Genomic DNA, 20574 nt, shown 5'->3' with positions numbered 1-20574 from the left:
ACTGATTTAAAATGAAAGACCAGGAAAAAGAATTCGGCCCCTCAAGCTGGGCCATTGATAACAAGCGGGCAGTATACGTACTGATGTTCTTACTTGTGGTATTGGGATTTTCATCCTACTATAGTTTGCCAAAAGAAAACTTTCCGGATATAGCTATACCTAAAATTTACGTAACGACAGCGTATGCAGGTCAATCGCCTCAAAATATTGAAACATTAGTGACTCGTCAGCTCGAAAAGCAGTTGAAATCGCTCAAAGGCTTAAAAAAAGTCACCTCAAATACGCAACAGAATGTTTCGGTGATTACTGCAGAGTTTAATACCGATGTAAATATAAGGGACGCTAAAACAGACGTTAAGGATGCGGTTGACAAAGCAAAACAGGATCTTCCACAAAACGATAATAACTTAAAGGAATCTGATATTTCCGATATCAATATAGCCGACCAACCCATATTGTATGTAAATATCTCCGGTGATTATGATCTTAAAAAACTAAAAGAGTATGCAGATAACCTGAAAGACGATATCGAAGGTATGAAGCAAATATCAAAAGTTGATGAAGTTGGAGCCCTGGAACCAAACATACAGATCAATGTCGATATCAATAAAATGACTGCGGCACAGGTTGGTTATAATGATATTATACAGGCTATTGGCAATGAAAATATACTTTCGACTGCTGGCACTATAACTGCTGACGGTGAGCAACGTGCCGTAGATATAAAAGAGGATTTTAAAAGCGCTGAGCAGGTTGCTGCAATGGTAATCAGAAATCCTCAAGGCCGAGCAATCTATTTAAGTGATATTGCCCAGGTAAGAGATGCTTTTCAGGATCAGAAAAGCTATGCCCGTTTAAAAACGCCCAATGATCCTAACTTTAAAAATGTAATTACGCTTAATGTAAGCAAAAGAGCAGGTGAAAACTTGATCGAGGCTTCTGATGAGATATACTCACTCATTAAGCAAAAACAAGCTACAATTTTTCCAAAGGGATTAAGTATAACTGTTACTGGTGATCAATCAGATAAAACACGTTCAACTTTGAACGACCTAATCAACACCATTATCATTGGTTTTATATTGGTAACAGTTATCCTGATGTTTTTTATGGGTAGTACTAATGCTATATTCGTAGCGCTTTCAGTCCCATTATCCTGTTTTATAGCATTTTTAATTATGCCCTGGATCGGATTTACACTGAATATGATTGTATTGTTCTCTTTTCTACTGGCACTGGGTATAGTAGTGGATGATGCTATTGTAGTAATTGAAAATACACATCGTATTTTTAACAATGGGGCTATACCTATCAAAAAGGCTGCTAAAATAGCAGCTGGAGAGGTATTTATGCCAGTATTTTCAGGTACAATGACTACACTGGCACCATTTATTCCGTTAGCATTCTGGCATAGTTTAATAGGTAGTTTTATGTTCTTTCTGCCTATTACGCTAATTATTACTTTGCTTGCTTCACTGGTGGTAGCTTATATCATGAACCCTGTTTTTGCGGTCGATTTTATGAAACCGCATCACGAAGGTGAACATGATCATCAAACGTTTGACCGTAAAACAGCACGTACTACAGGAATACTTGCTGCTATAACCGTGTTTTTTTACCTGCTTGCGGCAACTGGTGTTGTCAGCATTGGTATAGGTAACTTTATGGTGCTGATTATATTCTTATTCCTTTTCAATCACTTTGTATTGTTAAAGGTGATTGACAGGTTCCAGAAAAAAGCATGGCCACGTTTTCAAACCTGGTACGCCAATTTACTCGAAAAAGCTGTACATAGCCCGTGGTGGGTATTGGGAGGTACAATATTCCTTTTTATTTTTACCATTGGATTTTCAATAGCAAGTAAGCTTAACTTAGAACTATTCCCATCTGCCGATCCAAACTTTGCTTATGTATACGTAACCATGCCAATTGGTACAGATCAGGCCTATACTAACCAGGTGGTTTCTAAATTAGAAAAAAGAGTTGCCCAGGTGGTTGAACCAGACAAAGACATTGTAACATCCATTATATCAAACGTTTCCGTAGGCGTAACTGACCCTTCTGACGAAGATCAGGGTACGTATTATAATAAGGGTAAAATTACCGTGGCATTTGTTGAATTTGGCAAAAGGAATGGCAAGGACACTAAAAAAGTATTAAATCGGATCAGAGCATCGGTACAGGGTCTCCCGGGCGCACAAATTGCTGTTACACAGGAAGCCAGCGGCCCTCCGGTACAAAAGGATGTTAGTTTAGAAATAGCTGGCGACAATTTGGATACACTGGTACATACTGCAAGTCGGCTAAAAAAATTCCTCGAACAACAAAATATAGCAGGTATAGAACAGCTTGTTCCGGATGTACAAAGTGATAAGCCTGAAATTATTTTTGATGTTGACCGTGAAAGGGCTAATCGTGAAGGAATAACTACTAATCAAATAAACCAGGCTTTGGGTGCTTCAATATACGGTGCCAAGGCATCTGATTTTAGAAATACTACTGAAGATAACTACGAAATAGATGTACGTGCCCAGGAAGATCAACGTAATAATATCGATGCGTTACGAAATCTTAAGATAACCTACCGTGATTTAGCATCTGGTGGTGCAATAAGACAAGTACCTATTTCGGCCTTTACTGATATTCGTTATACTAATACGTATGCTAATATTAAACACAAGCAGCAAAGAAGAGTACTCACATTAGGCTCAAACGTAATTAAGCCAAATACTCCTGCCGATGTAAACGCACAAATATCAAATGCACTTAAAAACTTTAAGCTGCCTGAGAATGTATCTATCAAAATGGGAGGCTCACAGGAAGATCAGGCCGAAACCGGCGCTTTCCTAGGTAAAGCGCTACTGATATCATTTGGAATGATCCTGGTTATTCTGATGGCGCTGTTTAATTCAATTGGTAAAACATTGATTATTTTGAGTGAAATATTCTTTAGCATTATTGGTGTATTCCTTGGACTGAGCATTTTCCATATGACTTTCTCTCTGGTAATGTCTGGTGTTGGTATCATTGCCCTCGCAGGGGTGGTAGTCCGAAACGGGATTTTACTGGTTGAATTTTCGGATATGCTGTTAGAGCAGGGATTAAACCTGCATGATGCAGTAGTTGAAGCCGCAAGAACTCGTATGACACCGGTATTGCTTACTGCAAGTGCAGCCATATTAGGTTTAATACCTTTGGCTGTAGGCTTTAATATTGACTTTGCTGGCTTGTTTACTCACTTTAAACCACATATTTATTTTGGTGGTGATAATGTAGCTTTCTGGGGACCTTTATCATGGACAATGATATTTGGTTTGGGATTTGCAACAATTATCACACTTATACTTGTTCCTTGTATGTATATTATAAGGGTAAGATTAAAAAATAAACTAAGTGGAAATAAGGAAAAAATAGTAGAAGAAGAGTTTGAACCAGCTACTGTTTAATTAAAACAGGAACTTATTATACTTCAATAAAAAAATAGCCGTTCCAGTATATGGAGCGGCTATTTTTTTTATTAGTTGCTAAAACAAAAAAAGTTTTGTAAATTTTGATAGATTTGTTAAAAAAGTCAGTAAATCCCAAGCAACCTATTTTAGCTTTATCTGGTATTATATTTTATAATTAATTCAACAAATGATTACTGTTACTGATCAACAGGATATTAAAAAGGAAAAAATTCTGGATGCCGCTCATCAGCGTTTTTTACATTATGGCTATTCAAAAACTACAATGAATGAGATAGCCGGGGATTTATCCATGTCGAAAGCTTTGTTGTATTATTACTTCCCTGATAAAAGTCAGCTTTATGTAGCTGTAATGCAAAAAGTTGCTACCGACTATTTAAAAATTTTAGAAAGCAGAATAAATACCTTTTGTAACTTAAAGGAAGCTTTTGTATTTCAAATAAATACGCAGCACGATTTTATTGTAACAAACTACAATTTTTTTGATTTTTTCCGACTTAACGAGCAAAACCTGCCTGATGCCATATGGGAAATTGTTGAAAAGGTTCATCAATCAGAGATTGATTTGCTTGTTAATGCAATAAATATTGAAGCATATAAAGGGAATATAAAACCGGTTGAAAACCCATCAGAAATTATAAGTTTATTGCTAGATGCTTTGCATGGAGTAAGAGTAAGCTCGATATCTAATAAAAAGACCATGTTCCACCGCAAAGAAGATTTGGAAGAAATCCATAATAAGCGCCTGCTGCTTGCTGATATTTTTATAAAAGGTCTGCTTAATTAATTTTCGTCTTCTGTCACTATTTAGTAAAAAGAAAATGTATTTACCTGTATACCAGGTTCTAATCAATACCTTTGTATTTTAATTTTGTAGATACTACTTTCATAGTAAGTTTAAAATACTTCTAATTTAGAGGTGATTGTTTTAGAGTGATTGAAGCAGGCTTGATTTTTCAGGCTTGCTTTTTTAATTATCTGCAATCAGACTAATAACAGACCAGCTGCTATTATTTAACTTGTTGCCACCATGATATTTTAAGGTAATAGAAAAGTTGGTTTTATCAGTATTTGGGCCAGATTCATAGGTTGACTTAATCACATACACAGAATCAGCCTCATGATCCCCCCGAAAACTATCATCAGTAAAGCGGATATCTGTTGAACTTGAAGTGGTTTTAATATAGTCCTTAGCAATGGTGAAGGCATCATTATCAGAAGGCATACCATTGGAAAGCGTATCCCCTAAATCTGATCGTAAAGCAACTCTTACCATAACAATCAAAAACAAGATAATAAATATCACCAGTACAACCATTCCCTGCTTAGTTGATTTTCCTTTTCTTTCGATTTCGGTTTTGTAATCTTTTTTCATGAGTGTGCAATTTTCGAATATTTATGAGTTTTCAATCATTCATATCAATATTTCTTTTCAACATTTTCAAGATCATATCATCATATGAATTGGTATTAACGTATTTATTATTAGATATGTATAAATTAAAAAGTTAATAACATAGTCACTTTACAGCCAGATTTCGCTTTCCTTTTCATCAAAAGGAGCGTAGTTAATGTATTGAACAAAACGGGGTAGATCAGCCGTATTCGGGCTGCTTCCATGTGGAAGTGCATGATGCCAGATAATACAATCGCCAGCATTTGCTGCTATCGGTTTGGCACCTAGCGCATATAAATCTTCTTTTCTTGGGTCAGTGCCTGGAGGTAAATTCTTTAGCCATTCCTCCAAAACATTATGAAAGCCCGGAACTAATGTAAAAGCGCCCTGATTGGCTACAGTATCAGAAAGATAAAGAATACCCTGTGTCCCAAAACGGACAGGCGGATGAATACTCACGTCCCAGTGAAGAAAGGGGCCTGTAAATTTAAATGATTCTGTTTGGGGTGGGTTAAAACCAGCCCGGTCAGTGTTCATCCACAGATCTGTTCTGTTCCATAGCTCTTCAAAAGCTCTTTTAATTTTAGAAGATTTCCGGTTTTGCTCAAGCGCACTATGCTGAAAAAGCTGAACCATTATTCCTTGCCTTTCCGGATGAATGTTATACCAGGTATTTTTATCATAACGATCTACTTTGATAAATTCACAAATCGCCTGTATGGCCTCATCACACTGTTCTTTGATTATCGCATTTTTTATAACGACATAACCATTCTGATTCCAAAAAGCCCAATCCTCATCCGTTAATAATTCTCTTTTAACAGGAGCTGAACTGGAAATATTTTTATCTTCAAATAAGCGGTTAAACTGAGCAACTTTTTCGGCATCAGGTACACCGGAAACTTCCAAAATCCAGTCTTCAAATTCATCAAACGAGGGTGCTTGCCGGTATACGTAAAGTACAGTTTGTTCTAACCCAAGTCCTGCAACTGTCAGTAAAGTAGTATCTATTTTCCATTCTTCCGGAAAAGAATCATTAGCCAGCTTTCCTTCTCTTTTCAACAGAGCTTTATTCCAGTAACGTTTAAGATGTTTAAGCTTTAGTTTCCCGGTTTCACTTGAAGGGACTATTTCCTGTGTTGACATTCCTTTGTTTATAATTTAGGTTTTGAAAGATACGATCCGCCATAAATGTAATTAAAGTACATTTAATTTCATAAAGCTAACAATGATGTAAAATTGCTAAATGATACTTTATCATTTTTCGGTTTATTCGCAACTAAATACAGTATAAACACTATTTGTTAAACCGTAATAACACCCTGCCTGCTTAAAAGCTTTTGCCCTAAGTTTGAATAACCTATTCCGATACACAGTTTAAGCTTTGCAGAGCAGGAACAAATTCTCAGCACTTGTTCTTGCTCTGCCCAAGTACTCTGCATACCTCTGAATAGGCTAAACAGGGAAGCTGAAAACTGAACAGAGTAAGCAACACAAATCATTTACTTTATCATGGGATTTTTAGGATTATTGCCGGCAGATCAACTTTCGGCATTTTATGACAGCAGTACAAAGCAATTATCTTTGTATGCACAAGGTTCGGCATTGGAGTTTACCAGCGGAATCAGTTTTTACAGGGACACTTTTTTTGGCGGTCTTAAATTCTCGTTAATGGGTTGGACAGGTCCAATAACCGGCAAACAACAGCCATATGAACACAAACAGGCATTCAGCATTTACTTGCCGCAACCAAATTTTAATTCAAAATCGGTACTTATTGTAACGGCAAATAATCCGGAGGGTGTTGCCGTACCTATTTACTACAGCGGCATTATCCCTCCAACTACGGGTCTTGAAACATCCAATGCTGCTAATCCAGCAGCAGATGCGGTAGTAAGTACAGCATCGCCTGACGCCACACAACTAAATGTGTTATTTAAATTGCCATTTAATATCACCGAAAATGCCATTGTGCCGAAATTTGGTAGCGTTGATATTAAATATGACCCAAGCATATTACAAATAGTAACTGCAGGTATATTGGACAGCGACATTGTTTGGACATTTAATTCGTTACAAACGGGCGATACCCAGATTGTGGTTACCATACATGGTGGTATTGCACAATTTGTTATAAGCAAAACATATGATGTAAAAATATTTGTTTTATAAGATAGCTTAGCATCTTCAAAAGCGTTAAAAACACAGGCCCTGGTTAAGATAACCAGGGCTTTTTTATATTGAAGTTTTGTGATAATTTTAAAGGTTAAGAATCTACTTTACGTTTTGACAATTGCTTTGCTGCTGCTTGTTGAAGTTTTTTTAAGGGGATAAAGTAATGTTGAGATAATAACCGGTAAAATAATGAACAAGCCAATTGATGTAGATGCCTATATTTTAAGTTTCCCTACGGATATTCAAAAGTTATTGGAGCAAATGAGGGCCATCGTTAAAACCGCTGCTCCGCAAGCTTTAGAAGTAATAAGCTATGGAATACCCGCTTTTAAATTAAACGGCATGCTGGTATGGTTTGCGGCACACACTAATCACATTGGTTTGTATCCAAGAGGATCAGGTCTTGAAGAATTTAAGACCGAATTATCAGTTTATAAAACAGGGAAGGGCTCTGTTCAATTTCCATTCAGTCAGCCACTACCTTTGGAACTGGTTGCTAAAATTGTAAAATTCAGGGTAGAAGAGAATTTGCAGAAAAAAAGGAAATAGGTCAGAATGAATTAAGATCAAACATATCAATTAAAGAAATATCAGGAAGAAATCAATAAAAACAGTCAAGGTAACCTGTCTAATTTGAAATACCCCAAATTTATCTGATCATCTGATAAATCAGCCATAGGAGTTAATTCAATCTGATATTTTTCTTTTTGAGAATCAGAAAGGATGTCTTCAATTTGGTAAAGATCATCAACATCAATACCATATTTATCGTCAATATGCGAGCTGGCACCTTCAAAATGATTATGCCGGAAAAATAAAGTTTCTTTAGAAGCTTTAAAAGCGGCTGCACGATCTTTTTTGGCAGTGAGAATAACATAGTGTTGTTCTTCAAACTTATCTGGTTGATAGCCCCCTAAATTAACAAAAAACAACCTCATCATCAGATCGGCTGATGTATTGTTTGTTTCTCCCTTGTTGATGATGTTAATCTGGTATCCATCAACCGCTGTCACCTCTCGCCAGGCATCGATATGAATCTTTTCAGGTTCTGGCCAAAACGCTTTTATTTCCGGGACAAGTTCACTCAATGATCCGGCAATGCCGAAGAAAACATCGTGTTGTTCAATATGTCGCCCGGGCGGTTTGCAACCTAATAGTAACATAAAAAGTTTAAGCCGCGCCATTACCTTACAACAATAAATTATAAACGAAGATAAAATAGAATGCTTATTAATGCAGATTTAGTTATAAACACATTAACGTTATCCACATTTCAAACTATTAATGATTGCCAAAGCTTTGTCATTTACAAATCAAATTTAAACCTAAAAGCCACTTTAATTGTTATTAAACCGTATTTATAAACAGAAAAAGATAATCTTCACACTAATTATATTAATGTAACTTTTATTAACACGTTTAGCAAACTATATATGAACAAAACAATTTGTTTTTTAATTGTACTCTTTATTTCAAGTTTTTCTATAACCATCCGGGCTAAAGCCTCTGTTCAACCTTCAAAATTAAAAAAGCTGGATACAGCCACATTTGCAACCGGCTGCTTTTGGTGCACCGAAGCAAAATTTAAAGAATTACGGGGAGTAGAAAAAGTCACTTCTGGCTTTGCCGGCGGCCATGTAGCCAACCCAAGCTATGAACAGGTTTGTACCGGAACAACCGGACACGCCGAAGCTTGTAATATTGTTTATGATCCGGCAGTAATTTCATATGACGAATTATTGGAAGCTTTTTTTGTAGCGCATGACCCTACCCAACTTAACAGACAAGGTAATGATGTAGGCACACAATACCGTTCGGCCATTTTTTACCACAATGCCGAACAAAAGGAAAAAGCAAAGTATTATATCAGTAAACTTAACCAGGAAAAAGCCTATAAAACAGATATCGTAACCCAGGTTGTTCCTTATACTATATTTTACAAAGCAGAAAATTACCACCAGAATTACTATAGTTTAAATGGCGACCAGCCTTACTGCAAATATGTAATTCAACCAGAATTAGAAAAATTCAGAAAAGTGTTTAAAGACAAACTAAAAAAATGAAATCAACCTTCATACTAATTACCATTTTATCCGTTTCTGTTTCCTATGCCTTCGCGCAACAACTTAAAACAACAAAGGGGCACGAGAACAATCCGTATTACTCTAATACCGATACTAAAAAGTTAAACGTAAGTGATGCAGAATGGAAAAAGATTTTGCCACCGGCCTTATACGCTACCGCAAGGGAACAAGCTACTGAGCAACCGTTTACAGGTCAATACTGGGATAAAAATGCTAAAGGAACCTATTACTGTGCTGTTTGCGGAAATGTGCTGTTTAAATCGGATGCCAAGTTCGCGAGTAGCTGTGGATGGCCAAGTTTTTTTGAGCCGATAAGAAAAAACAGCGTGATATACCGTGCGGATAATTCGTACGGAATGGAACGCACTGAAGTAATCTGTGCCAGATGCGGGTCACACCTGGGGCATATTTTTGATGACGGGCCGCCGCCAACCTATAAAAGATTTTGCATGAATTCTATTTCGCTGGATTTTCAGCCAGATGGGTTTTCAAAATAGTTATTGGCTTTATGTTGTTTGAATTTCATAACTTTATTAAATGTATCCTAAAGAAACCGCAGGCGATTTTCATCACCGTTTAACAAAGGATGGCTCTGAGCCGGGGCAATTTAATATTTACAGGTCTGAGGATTATTGTCATGCTATAGCATTACCGCATAACAGACGCGATTTTTATAAAATTTCGCTTATAATTGAGGGTGAAGGCATTCTATCGTATGCAGATAAGACTTTTCATATTAAAAACAATATGATTGCCTTTTTTAACCCGATGATTCCTTATTCATGGGAGCCTATATCAGCAAATAACAGGGGGTATTCCTGCCTATTTACAGAAGAGTTTATAAATCATAATTTGAAAACGGATAGCCTCTCCACATCACCCTTATTTAAGGTGAGTGGCAATCATGTTTTACAGCCTGATGAAAAGTCCGTTATATTTTTAAACGGAATTTTTGAGCAGATGAATACAGAAATCCAGTCGTCATACATTAATAAATACGACCTTATACGAAGCTATTTGCAAATCATTATGCACGAAGCGCTTAAAATTGAGCCTTCGGAGAATCATTATAAAGCAGGTTCATCTTCGGCCCGCATTAGCGAATTGTTTTTTAAATTATTGGAAAGGCAATTCCCCATCCCTTCACCTCAGCACACTATACGCCTTAAAAATGCAAATGAATTTGCAAGCCAGATGGCCATTCACACTAATCACCTTAACCGGGCATTAAGAGAAATAACCGGCAAAACAACTACAGAACATATTACAGAAAGAATAATTAAAGAAGCAAGAGCTCTGTTGCTCCATAGCAATTGGGCAATTAACGAAATTGGTTATTGCCTGGGTTTTGAACATGCATCCAATTTTAATATCTTCTTCAAAAAACAAACGGCACAATCGCCCAATCAATTCAGGAAACAATTGGTTGTCATTTCATAACTATGTGTTTGATTGGCATAATTTTGCAATATTGAAGTCCCTTAAATTTGTATCATAAAACATTGTTTATGATACAGGAAAATAAAAACAAGAAAAAAGTATGGTTTGTAACCGGCGCATCAAAAGGCTTGGGCCTTGCACTGGTTAAACTTTTATTGCAAAAGGGCGATAAAGTTGCCGCCACTTCGCGCAATGCCACAGATATTGAAAATAAAATATCTGCTACAAAAGAAAACCTATTGGCATTAACCGTTGATATTACTAATGAAGAAAGCGTCAACAGTGCCATTGATAAGACTATTGAAAAATTCGGCGGCCTGGATGTGATTGTTAACAATGCTGGCTATGGTATATTGGGTAGCATTGAAGCTTTAACAGGGCAGGAATTTCGGGATTGTATGTCTGTAAACGTATTTGGCGCCTTCAATGTAATCCACGCAGCTATGCCATATCTAAGGAAACAAAAATCGGGCTATATCTTCAATATCTCCTCTGTTGCCGGTTACAAAGGATTCTCTAATTCATCAAGTTACGCCTCATCAAAATTTGCAATGATTGGTTTATCAGAAGCCCTGGCTGAGGAGGTAAAAGAATTTGGCATAAACGTTACTGTAGTTGCTCCCGGCTATTTCCGAACAAGCTTTTTGGAAGAAGGTTCATTCCTTATGGCTAAAAACAGAATTGCGGAATATAATGTTGAAGAAAGGGAAACAGCATTGAAACAAATGAACGGAAACCAACAAGGTGATCCCGATAAGCTGGTTGCAGCGCTGGTTAAATTGACAGAAGAACCTAATCCACCGGTACACTTGTTAATGGGCCCTGATGCCTGGCAAATGTTGGCCGACAAACGCAAAGCTGAGCAGGAAGAGTTTGATACATGGAAACATGTTACCATATCTACCAATTTTGATAACTTATAAACTATAACAATGGAAAATATTAAAGACAAAGTAATTGTCATTACCGGCGCCAGCAGTGGGATAGGAGCAGCAGCGGCATGCAAGTTTGTTGAACTTGGTGCTAAAGTAGTACTTGCAGCACGAAGAGAAGACCAGCTAAAAACATTAACAGCAAACATGGGCGATAATGCCTTATACGTAGTGACCGATGTAAGCAAACGTGCTGATCTGGATAATCTTATACAACAAGCCATTAGCAAATTTGGACATATTGACGTGTTATGGAACAATGCTGGAATAATGCCGATATCCTTTTTTGACGAAGGGCTTGTTGAAGAATGGGACCGGATGATAGATATTAATATTAAGGGGGTATTGTACGGCATTAATGCTGTGTTACCGTACATGCTGAAAAGGGGCGAAGGTCATATTTTGGCTACTTCATCTGTGGGAGGCCTAAAAACCACTCCTGGTATTGGTGTTTACAGTGGCACTAAATTCGCCGTACGGGCTATTATGGATACCCTTCGCGAAGAGGTTGCACAAACTATAAAGGTTACTACCGTATTTCCGGGCGCCACCCAATCTGAATTAGGACGTGATATTACGAGCCCTAAAATTAAAGCCGCTTTTGGAAATCTGGCCAACATGCCCAAGATGAACGAGGAAGCTGTTGTTAATGCGGTGATTTATGCCATCAGTCAGCCGGGAAATATTAATGTGAATGATATTGTATTAAGGCCATTGGGACAAACTAGGTAATTAAAACGCATCAAGATGTTAACATTTACTTAAGAATACCTTAATAATTCTGCTTTTACTTTGGCACATTAAATATTGTTCACAAGTTCATTGCTCCTTATAATCAAATAAGGGGCAATTTGCGCTTTTGCATTAAAATCAAACATGATAAAGTCCATAAAGGTAATCCCCTTATTAACCCTGTTACTAAACATAAGCATAATTGCAAAAGCACAAATAAAAGAGTATTCAGTTGCTGACGCACACTCACATAACGACTACAATAATAATATACCCTTTTACAGGGCATACGAAAAAGGTTTTGGTTCAATAGAAGCTGATGTATATGCTGTTAACGGGCAATTAATGGTGGCGCATGATAAGAAATATATAAGCGCAGACAGATCTCTGAAAATTTTATACACCGATCCACTGATAAAAAAGCTTAGGGTCGATCAGAAGAGACAATTACGCTTACTTATTGAAATAAAAGAAGATTATAAAGCTGTGATACCTCTGGTTATAAAAGAGCTTAAGCCGTTGGAAAAATATTTCTCCTACCCAGGTCATCCGGGCAGGTTATCAATAGTTATGACAGGGGCGGTACCACCTGCCAATGAACTGCTGAACTACCCTGGCTGGATACTTTTTGATGCAGACCATTTAGATGGATTTACTCCGCAACAATGGAGTAAAATTGGGTTGGTAAGCTTTCCATTTAGCAAATACGTAAAATGGAATGGGAAAGGAGTACTCAACCATGATGAAATCAGGAGGATAAAGAATGGCATTGATAGTGTACATGCTCTGGGCAAAAAAATACGCTTTTGGGAAACTCCTGATACTAAAAGCAGCTGGTTGGCACTCATCAGATTGGGGGTTGATGTTATAGGCACAGACAAGGTTGAAGAATTAGGCGATTTTTTAAACAAGAAGCCTAAAGATGAATATGTGTCAAATCAACCTTACGAAATTTATCACCCAACTTATCATTCGGATGGGGCAATAAAAAAGGTTAAAAATATCATTTTATGTATTGGCGACGGAATGGGCTTATCGCAAATATATGCTACCTATACCGCCAACCACGGTCAGTTAAATATATTTCAAATGCTGAATATTGGTTTTTCAATAACCAATTCAGCAGATGCTTATATCACTGATTCAGCAGCCGGAGGTACAGCCTTTGCCAACGGGCAAAAAACAAATGACCGGGCTGTTGGCGTTGACACAGCGGGAAAGCCATTAAAATCACTGGCCGATTATAGTGCTGAAGCCGGTAAAAAAACTGCTGATATTGTAGTATGCGAATTAACGGACGCTACACCTGCAGTTTTCTATGCGCACCAATCAGAACGATCTAGCAGTACAGCTATTGCAAATGACATTGTTTCATCATCAATTGATATCTTTTTAGGTTCAGCCTATAAAGATTTCACGCAGAAAGTAAACGATGAATCTCCTTTAGATAAAATGCAGCAAAAAGGATATACTGTTATCCGCAATTTTGATACTTTTTTAAATTCGCCGGCCAAAAAGATATTGGCACTAATGGATGACAGTGTTACTAGGCCTAAAATGCAGGGCAGGGGGAATTATTTATCGCTGGCACTTAACAAGGTAACCAATACCTTTAAAAGCAATCCTGAAGGTTTTTTTATGATGATTGAAGGCTCGCAGATTGATTATGGCGGCCATAGCAATAATCTGCAGCAGGTAATAACTGAAAACAGCGATTTTGACAGGATGCTGGGTAATGCCCTACGCTTTGCTGATGAAGATGGTGAAACATTGGTAATTGTAACCGCCGATCATGAAACAGGTGGCTTAACTTTATTGGATGGTAATATTTCAAAAGGGTATGTATGGGGAGATTTTAGTACCAATGATCACACGGGCACGCCTGTTCCGGTATTTGCTTACGGGCCTCATTCGGGTGACTTTAGAGGAGTTTATAATAATAACGAGATATTTAAAAAGCTACTGGCACTAATTAACGAAAAATAATAATTTACCAAGCGTTCAAGGTGTTCATGCATCAAACAATGAACACCGAACAATCTTCAATCCAATAATAAATTTTTCACAAGGGATTTTAACAGGGCATAGCAAATGCTTATTTTTAGCCCATGATCATCCACTATAATACTTTTATCCATTTACTATTTATCGGGATCATTGCTTTATTTCCTGTGGTTAACCCCATAGGTTCAGCTTTTATTGTTAGTCCGTTTTTTGGTCATCTTGATCAGAATGAAAAAAGGAGTGCTGTACGTAAAATTACTTTTTATGCCTTTTGCGTTTGTACCGTAGCGTTATTCACCGGTCATTACATTCTTAAGGTATTCGGTCTTTCTATACCTGTGGTGCAGCTTGCCGGGGGAATTATGATATGCAAAATAGGTTGGGAATCATTAACTACTGATAAAAAGCCTGACGACGATGGCCCGATGGCCGGCAAAGATTTAAAGGTGCATGAAGGGATTGATGATAAGTTGTTTTATCCCATCACCTTTCCAATAACAACAGGGGCCGGAACCATTTCTGTTTTATTTACATTGAGTGCACAAAGTGAAGGAAAGGACTTCAGTAATTATCTGGAAAATACCATTGCCATAATGTTGGCTATCATTTTTATATGTATGCTGATTTATATTTTTTATCTCAATACAAAAAGAATAATCAATTACCTGGGCTCCAGCGGCGAAGTAATAGTAAATCGTATCAGTGCTTTTTTAATCTTTTGCGTCGGGCTTCAAATTGCCGTTTCGGGAATTATGAGCTTGATAAAAGGATAATGGATAAGTAAGCAATAATATTAGAGCTAATTTCCAGTTAATTTTATAAGAGCTTATTTGCTTTCATGGCCATTGGGATCTAACTCAATGGTTTTTTTATTTACAAAATTCTTACGAATGTGTTACTGGAATGACAATGCTAAATTTTAAAAGACTATCTTTACTTAATTCCTTAAAAAATTACTTCTCTTAGGCATTACCAATTTTTTCTCACCGGTAATATTTAAGCTTTACGCAGATAAAATCACCAACTCATGAAAAACTTGTTTCATCAAGTATATCGTGTGTTTTTAATATTTAACAATAAATAAACAGGATTATGAAAGGAAAGAATTCAGTTAAAGATAAAAAGAAGGCACCTTCTGTAAACGTCAATAAATCGCAGTCGGACTACCAGACCGGAAAAGGATCCGTGTCAAAAATGGAACTTACATCCCCCAGTAAAAAAAGAGCATGATAACAAGCAACACAGTAAAAAATAAAACAGTAGCTCACCAGGCCATGGTTTACGTATATGATTTAAACAATTGCGCAAGTGAGTTTGGTTTTAAAGCCGATGACGGCTGGGAACTACAGGTTGCATCAGAAGGCAAAAAAAAGGAGCTTGAAAAACAGTATTATCCAACAGTATCAGTAAAAGTATTACCTGAAGTACTATTGGAGTTTTTTAAACTGGTAAAGGAACGATTGGCACAAATAAAATCGGGTGCCGGAAATTCAGGAGATCATTCGAATTCGGTAGATAAAGACTTGCAATATCTGGTTGCCTATAACCCTAAAATGTTATTAAGATAATTATGGGTATCAGCAACTGAAATTATTAAAAGAATAATTTCAGTTGCTGCTTTATCTCGGCAAACTAATATAGAAGGTAGTAAATTGCCCTATAATTGAGTTCACACTAATTTTCCCCTGCAAAGATTTTATTATCTCTTTAACAGTTGACAGGCCAATACCTGAACCCTTTTTGTCATATCGGTCCACAATATTAAGCGTAAAATTATTATTAAATATTTTTTCGTAGTACTCCATGGCAATGCCAATTCCATTGTCCTCTATTTCAAAATAATAGTATTCATCATCCTGGTTAAACCTGATATTTACCTCACCCTGCGTTTTATCGTTATAACGGATGGCATTGGTGAGCAGGTTAATAAATATTTGTTGCAGCGCCACGGCCGAAACCGTTAGCAAATAGTTTTCAGCAGGAAGTTGTATATTAAAATTAACGGGGACATTTATCATACCTGTCACTGTCATCAATAACTCCGATAAGTTTATTGTTTCCTTTTGAGTCAATAATAATGCAGGTGTCTTTGAATACGCCAGCATATCATCCAATAGCACCATTAAGCGTTTGGTCGAATTGATATTTATATCTACCAATTCTTCATATTTAGCGTCACCCAGCTTTTGCATCCTGGCCTTCATAGATTGTGCCGTAAGCAAAATACTACTCATAGGATTCCTGATATCATGAGCAGCCATGGAGGCAAATTTTTGTATAAACAAATTAGATTTAATCAGTTCCTTATTCACCATTTCCAACTCAATCGCTTTTTTTCTTAGCTCTAATTTATCCACTACTTGTTTGGCTATAATTTTTAAAGCAACAGTTTGTTCATCCGTCAATTGCTTTTGCTTTTGGTCAACAACGCATAACGAACCTAGTGCAAAACCATCTTCGTTAATTAAAGGTACTCCTGCATAAAAAGTTATTTTTTCTTCACCCTTCACCAATGGATTTTCTGCAAACCGTTCATCTTTATTTGCATCTTCCACTATCATGATATCATTATTAGAGGCGATGGTATGAACACAAAATGAAACATCTATAGGGGTTTCACTTTCGCTAATTCCTTTACGTGATTTGAACCATTGCCTTTTATCATCAATCAGGCTTATAAAGGCTATAGGGGTTTGACAAATTGCAGATGCGAGAATAGTGAGATCGTCAAAATCTTTTTCGTTAGCAGTATCTAGAATATTGTAGGAATTAAGGGCGGCGAGTCTATTTTCTTCATGATCAGGATAGATTGATATCATATACTCTAAATTTATTAATGAAGAAAAAGCATTTAAAGATATGCAATTATCGTGATAACCAATCTTAATTATAATGATTGATTATGCTTTAACTATAGTCTAAAATTGTTTTGTTTGATCAGGTGTTTGCGATTATTGTAAATCGATACCCAGCAAATCATAAAGTTCCTGATACCCTTTTCCTGTTATGACTAACTCTCTTGAAAACTGAATCTTTTTAAACCAATTTCTTTCAAGCATTTTACTTAGAAATTCTGCGCCAAGCTGACCAGCTAAGTGTGGGCGGCGTTCAGACCAATCAATACATTGACGGGTCAAAGGGCGGCGATTATTCTTAAAATCTTCTTTCATAATATTTAAAAACGTAAACCATTCCCAACCGCTTTCGGAAATCAGATAACCGTTCTCTGATTTTGTTAAATACCCTTTTCCCTCTAATGCTTCAACAATTTTAACACCAACAAAACCCGCTAAATGATCATAACAAGTTCTGCAATATTTCACACCATTCTTTTCTGGTTCTTTTTTTACGCTTTTAGCAGCACTACTGTTATTTACAAGATTTGCCAATCCCTCAATAGCATAAGCAACTTCGGGATTTGAAAGCGAGTAATACCTATGCCGTCCCTGAATTTCAACTTTAACTATTCCTGCTTCCAATAACTTTGACAAATGATTACTTGCAGAAGTAGGGGAAGTATCAGCAACAATGGACAGCTCACTTGCCGTATATGCCCTGAAATCAAGCAAGTTCCATAACATTCTTGCCCTTGTGGGTTCACAAATCAAGGCAGAAAGGGAAACAAATTTATCCTCTACAGTCATAATTCAGTTTTAAATGAAATGTAAAAGTAATAATTGATGTTCTTTTGAAAAAATAAAGACATAGAAAATGCAAGACATAGAAATTTTATTAAAGAACGAGCCGGGTGCGCTGGCGCTGATGGGTGAAACATTAGGGAAAAACAAAATCAGACTGGAAGGCGGCGGAGTATTTCAAAATGGGAAAACATCAATTGCTCATTTCTTAGTGGAAGAAGCAGAAAGAGCCAGGGAAGAATTAGCAAAGGTTCAAATTGAGGTAGTGAAAATAAGCGATGTTATTGTTCAAAAACTTCGTCAGGATGTTCCAGGACAATTAGGTATGTTTTGCAGGAAGATTGCAGAAGCCAATATAAATATCTTGGTACAATACAGTGATCATTCTAATCAATTAATTGTAGTTGTTGACGACTATGAAAAAGGCAAAAAAGTATCAGAAGAATGGATTAAAGAATGGTGGAGCTAAATAAATAAAAAAAACATGAATGAACAACACAATTATAGCCTGATAGTGAAGTGGACAGGCAACACCGGAACAGGCACGTCAGGTTATAAAGAATTTGAAAGAAATCACTCGATACACATTGATAATAAAGTTGAAATTTGGGGTTCTTCTGACCCGGCATTTCGTGGTGATAAAACGAAACATAATCCGGAAGACCTTTTGTTAGCTTCTATTACATCCTGCCACATGCTGTGGTATTTGCATTTATGCGCAGTGGCCGGGATCATCATAACAGATTATATTGACCACGCCACGGCTATAATGATTGAAACAGCAAATGGCGGCGGTAAATTTACAGAAGCAACTTTAAACCCAATAGCTACCGTAACAGATATTTCGATGATGAAAAAAGCGAATGAGCTTCACAAAAAAGCAAATGAATTATGTTTTATAGCAAACTCATTAAATTTTCCTGTTTACCATAACCCGGTCTGCAAGGTAAAAGAGGGGTAAAGCAAACCAGGTTTATATCCTATAAAAACAACAAAGCCCTTCGACGTATCGAAGGGCTTTTCTATAGTCTAATTGTAGAAATATTAAACCAATTTTCATAATGATTTGCAAGTTGGAATGTAGTAAATAGACAGCATTAATCTATTTTTTTGGCTTCTACCCACATCGCCCCCTTATCAAAGTTGGCAAAAAACTGAACGCCTACTCTGCAAAAAGATCTTACTGGTTTATTATCTATTGCAACTGGTAACCAATTCTTTGAGATATTGATAGCCCGAATTGCCTCTTCGTCCATACCACTACCGGCTTCAAGGATAGTACAAACATGACTTACACTACCATCTGGTTCAATAATGAAGCTTACATAAGTTATACCTACCTTACTATTTTCATAAGCGATAACAGGTGGGCGGACATTTTTTTTTACATACTTGTTAAAAGCATCAAAACCACCAGGAAAGCTTTTTTCAATGCTGCCGACTACGATTGTATCTGTAGTGTTTATTGATTCTTGGGCTGTGGCTTTATAAAATATAGAAATTGATAATAATAAAAGGAGCAGGACTTTCTTCATGAAACCAAACATCATATTAAATATCGAGCATTTTTTTAAATAATACTAGATTTTAATATTAGAGGTGGAAGAAGGGACTCGAACCGCAACACATTACTTCGACCCTCTTTACCTTTAAAGTTTCTTAATGGCATTTCCATCATAACGATGCACCCCATCAAAAGCGCCAAACCAAATACTTCCTTTATCATCTTCTAAGATCCCGAAAATCATTCCTTTATTTGTTATTTCGGTTACTGTTGGCTTTTTATCAGACAAGGACTTTTCGTCATACCGGGAAAGTGCCCAAACTTGGATATTTCCGGTTTCTGAACCAACCCAGGCTGGGCTATTAGCGCTTTCTGAACTGGTCCAAATATTGCCTTTTTTATCTTCGATTATATAACCAACAAACTTTTGCGTAAAATTGATAAATGTAATGCCGTCATAACGCCAAAGGCCATCAGCTCCACCAAGCCAGATATTGCCTGTTTTATCTTCGATTATAGTACGAACATTCGTAAAAGGTTTGTCCTCATGAGTGAAAACGGTAAATGTTTTTCCATCATACACAAAGGTATTGCCTCTTGTAGCAAACCAAAACTTGCCTGTTTTATTCTCAATAATAGACGTAACCTCATAAGGACGTCTATTCGGAAAAGTTTTCCCTGTCCGATCCTCCATCATGGCATTTCCATCTATGATATAATTCCGAAAGGACTTCCCATCGTAACAGCTTGCTCCTCCAGAAACACCGAACCAGATGTTGCCTTTTTTATCTTCATAAATACTTGTAACTTCATTATTAAGAAGTCCCTCCCTGGTTGTGAAATTTTGAAAGGATTTCCCATCATAATAGTAAACACCTGAGCCAATGGAGCCGAACCAAAAATTACCTTTTCTATCTTCTAAAACAGAAAAGAAGCGGGCCGAACTCACTTTACTTGTAATATTGGTAAAAGACTTTCCATCGTACCGAAAAATACCATCAAATGCAGCAATCCAAATGTTGCCGTTTCTATTTTGTATGATATTACGAGTGATGCTTTGAGGTCCGTGGGAGGTAATTGCACCTTTGGTTTCGGAATTGACAATGTTTTTTTTTTCTTCTGTTTGGTTTTGTCCACAGGAAGTGCAAAAAACAAGCGTCAAAAACAAAGCGTAAATCTGTGAGTAGCTTTTCATTTTTTCT

Annotated in this window: 22 protein-coding genes; 15 read left to right on the top strand and 7 right to left on the bottom strand. The window is 36.8% G+C overall.

The features are described 5' to 3' along the window. Positions 1-11: 11 nt before the first annotated feature. The gene (locus JN11_RS10780) at positions 12-3446 is read left to right on the top strand and encodes an efflux RND transporter permease subunit (RefSeq protein ID WP_144912437.1); all 3435 of its coding nucleotides are present in this window, start codon (positions 12-14) and stop codon (positions 3444-3446) included. Between the two features lie 190 nt (positions 3447-3636). Further along, a complete protein-coding gene (locus JN11_RS10775) occupies positions 3637-4254 on the top strand; it encodes a TetR/AcrR family transcriptional regulator (RefSeq protein ID WP_144912436.1) in 618 nt (205 codons plus the stop codon). Positions 4255-4437: 183 nt separating this feature from the next. Here the strand turns inward: JN11_RS10775 and JN11_RS10770 are convergent, their stop codons facing one another. Together JN11_RS10770 and JN11_RS10765 are read right to left on the bottom strand one after the other, a co-directional pair. Further along, the gene (locus JN11_RS10770; protein WP_144912434.1) at positions 4438-4842 is read right to left on the bottom strand and encodes a hypothetical protein; all 405 of its coding nucleotides are present in this window, start codon (positions 4840-4842) and stop codon (positions 4438-4440) included. A 150-nt stretch (positions 4843-4992) separates the two neighbouring features. After that, the gene (locus tag JN11_RS10765) at positions 4993-6009 is read right to left on the bottom strand and encodes a phytanoyl-CoA dioxygenase family protein (RefSeq protein WP_144912433.1); all 1017 of its coding nucleotides are present in this window, start codon (positions 6007-6009) and stop codon (positions 4993-4995) included. A 366-nt stretch (positions 6010-6375) separates the two neighbouring features. Here JN11_RS10765 and JN11_RS10760 point away from each other — a divergent pair, with 366 nt between their 5' ends. Both JN11_RS10760 and JN11_RS10755 read left to right on the top strand, forming a co-directional pair. Further along, entirely contained in the window at positions 6376-7035 is a 660-nt protein-coding gene (locus JN11_RS10760; protein WP_144912431.1) for a hypothetical protein, read from the top strand. A gap of 192 nt (positions 7036-7227) precedes the next feature. Then, on the top strand, positions 7228-7587 hold the full coding sequence (locus JN11_RS10755; RefSeq protein ID WP_144912429.1) for an iron chaperone: 360 nt from the start codon (positions 7228-7230) through the stop codon (positions 7585-7587). Between the two features lie 65 nt (positions 7588-7652). Here JN11_RS10755 and JN11_RS10750 read toward each other — a convergent pair whose 3' ends face one another. Next, positions 7653-8201 carry a DUF1543 domain-containing protein gene (locus JN11_RS10750; protein ID WP_246138988.1) on the bottom strand — a complete coding sequence of 183 codons (549 nt, stop codon included), beginning with the start codon at positions 8199-8201 and terminating at the stop codon, positions 7653-7655. A gap of 270 nt (positions 8202-8471) precedes the next feature. On the opposite strand from JN11_RS10750, the gene msrA reads away from it, so the two are divergent. The 9 genes from msrA to JN11_RS10710 all read left to right on the top strand — a co-directional run bounded on the left by msrA (position 8472) and on the right by JN11_RS10710 (position 15798). After that, entirely contained in the window at positions 8472-9101 is a 630-nt protein-coding gene (msrA, locus tag JN11_RS10745) for a peptide-methionine (S)-S-oxide reductase MsrA (RefSeq protein ID WP_144912425.1), read from the top strand. Beyond that, positions 9098-9619, top strand: coding sequence for a peptide-methionine (R)-S-oxide reductase MsrB (gene msrB / locus JN11_RS10740; protein WP_144912423.1), 522 nt, complete (start codon positions 9098-9100; stop codon positions 9617-9619). The genes msrA and msrB overlap by 4 nt, the downstream gene beginning before the upstream one ends. Before the next feature lie 40 nt (positions 9620-9659). Continuing rightward, entirely contained in the window at positions 9660-10562 is a 903-nt protein-coding gene (locus tag JN11_RS10735) for an AraC family transcriptional regulator (RefSeq protein WP_144912422.1), read from the top strand. A 68-nt stretch (positions 10563-10630) separates the two neighbouring features. Further along, complete coding sequence (locus JN11_RS10730) at positions 10631-11485, top strand: SDR family NAD(P)-dependent oxidoreductase (RefSeq protein ID WP_144912420.1); 855 nt, start codon at positions 10631-10633, stop codon at positions 11483-11485. 9 nt (positions 11486-11494) lie between these two features. Next, on the top strand, positions 11495-12226 hold the full coding sequence (locus JN11_RS10725; RefSeq protein ID WP_144912419.1) for an SDR family oxidoreductase: 732 nt from the start codon (positions 11495-11497) through the stop codon (positions 12224-12226). A 144-nt stretch (positions 12227-12370) separates the two neighbouring features. Beyond that, on the top strand, positions 12371-14212 hold the full coding sequence (locus JN11_RS10720; protein WP_144912417.1) for an alkaline phosphatase: 1842 nt from the start codon (positions 12371-12373) through the stop codon (positions 14210-14212). Between the two features lie 122 nt (positions 14213-14334). Further along, positions 14335-15003 (top strand): MarC family protein, encoded by a 669-nt coding sequence (locus JN11_RS10715; RefSeq protein WP_144912415.1) that lies wholly within the window; start codon positions 14335-14337, stop codon positions 15001-15003. 319 nt (positions 15004-15322) lie between these two features. Further along, positions 15323-15460 carry a hypothetical protein gene (locus tag JN11_RS24425; protein WP_170227738.1) on the top strand — a complete coding sequence of 46 codons (138 nt, stop codon included), beginning with the start codon at positions 15323-15325 and terminating at the stop codon, positions 15458-15460. Then, positions 15457-15798, top strand: a complete 342-nt coding sequence (locus JN11_RS10710) for a hypothetical protein (RefSeq protein ID WP_144912414.1) — start codon at positions 15457-15459, stop codon at positions 15796-15798. The genes JN11_RS24425 and JN11_RS10710 overlap by 4 nt, the downstream gene beginning before the upstream one ends. Positions 15799-15849: 51 nt before the next feature. On the opposite strand, the gene JN11_RS10705 is transcribed toward JN11_RS10710, so the two are convergent. Both JN11_RS10705 and JN11_RS10700 read right to left on the bottom strand, forming a co-directional pair. Beyond that, positions 15850-17049, bottom strand: a complete 1200-nt coding sequence (locus JN11_RS10705) for a sensor histidine kinase (RefSeq protein ID WP_144912412.1) — start codon at positions 17047-17049, stop codon at positions 15850-15852. Between the two features lie 132 nt (positions 17050-17181). Further along, entirely contained in the window at positions 17182-17874 is a 693-nt protein-coding gene (locus tag JN11_RS10700; RefSeq protein WP_144912410.1) for an ArsR/SmtB family transcription factor, read from the bottom strand. Between the two features lie 67 nt (positions 17875-17941). Between JN11_RS10700 and JN11_RS10695 the strand changes: the two genes are divergently transcribed. Both JN11_RS10695 and JN11_RS10690 read left to right on the top strand, forming a co-directional pair. Further along, positions 17942-18337 carry an amino acid-binding ACT domain-containing protein gene (locus tag JN11_RS10695; RefSeq protein WP_144912409.1) on the top strand — a complete coding sequence of 132 codons (396 nt, stop codon included), beginning with the start codon at positions 17942-17944 and terminating at the stop codon, positions 18335-18337. A gap of 15 nt (positions 18338-18352) precedes the next feature. After that, positions 18353-18829 (top strand): OsmC family protein, encoded by a 477-nt coding sequence (locus JN11_RS10690; protein ID WP_211360722.1) that lies wholly within the window; start codon positions 18353-18355, stop codon positions 18827-18829. Positions 18830-18965: 136 nt separating this feature from the next. Here the strand turns inward: JN11_RS10690 and JN11_RS10685 are convergent, their stop codons facing one another. Further along, positions 18966-19403 carry an energy transducer TonB gene (locus JN11_RS10685; RefSeq protein ID WP_170227737.1) on the bottom strand — a complete coding sequence of 146 codons (438 nt, stop codon included), beginning with the start codon at positions 19401-19403 and terminating at the stop codon, positions 18966-18968. A gap of 114 nt (positions 19404-19517) precedes the next feature. Then, a complete protein-coding gene (locus JN11_RS10680) occupies positions 19518-20567 on the bottom strand; it encodes a ligand-binding sensor domain-containing protein (protein ID WP_144912404.1) in 1050 nt (349 codons plus the stop codon). Positions 20568-20574 lie beyond the last annotated feature (7 nt).

It is taken from the genome of Mucilaginibacter frigoritolerans (genome assembly GCF_007830615.1).
Taxonomy (GTDB): Bacteria; Bacteroidota; Bacteroidia; order Sphingobacteriales; family Sphingobacteriaceae; genus Mucilaginibacter; species Mucilaginibacter frigoritolerans.
The sequence above is the reverse complement of the archived record's forward strand: the minus strand, read 5'-3'. Positions and strand labels throughout refer to the sequence as shown.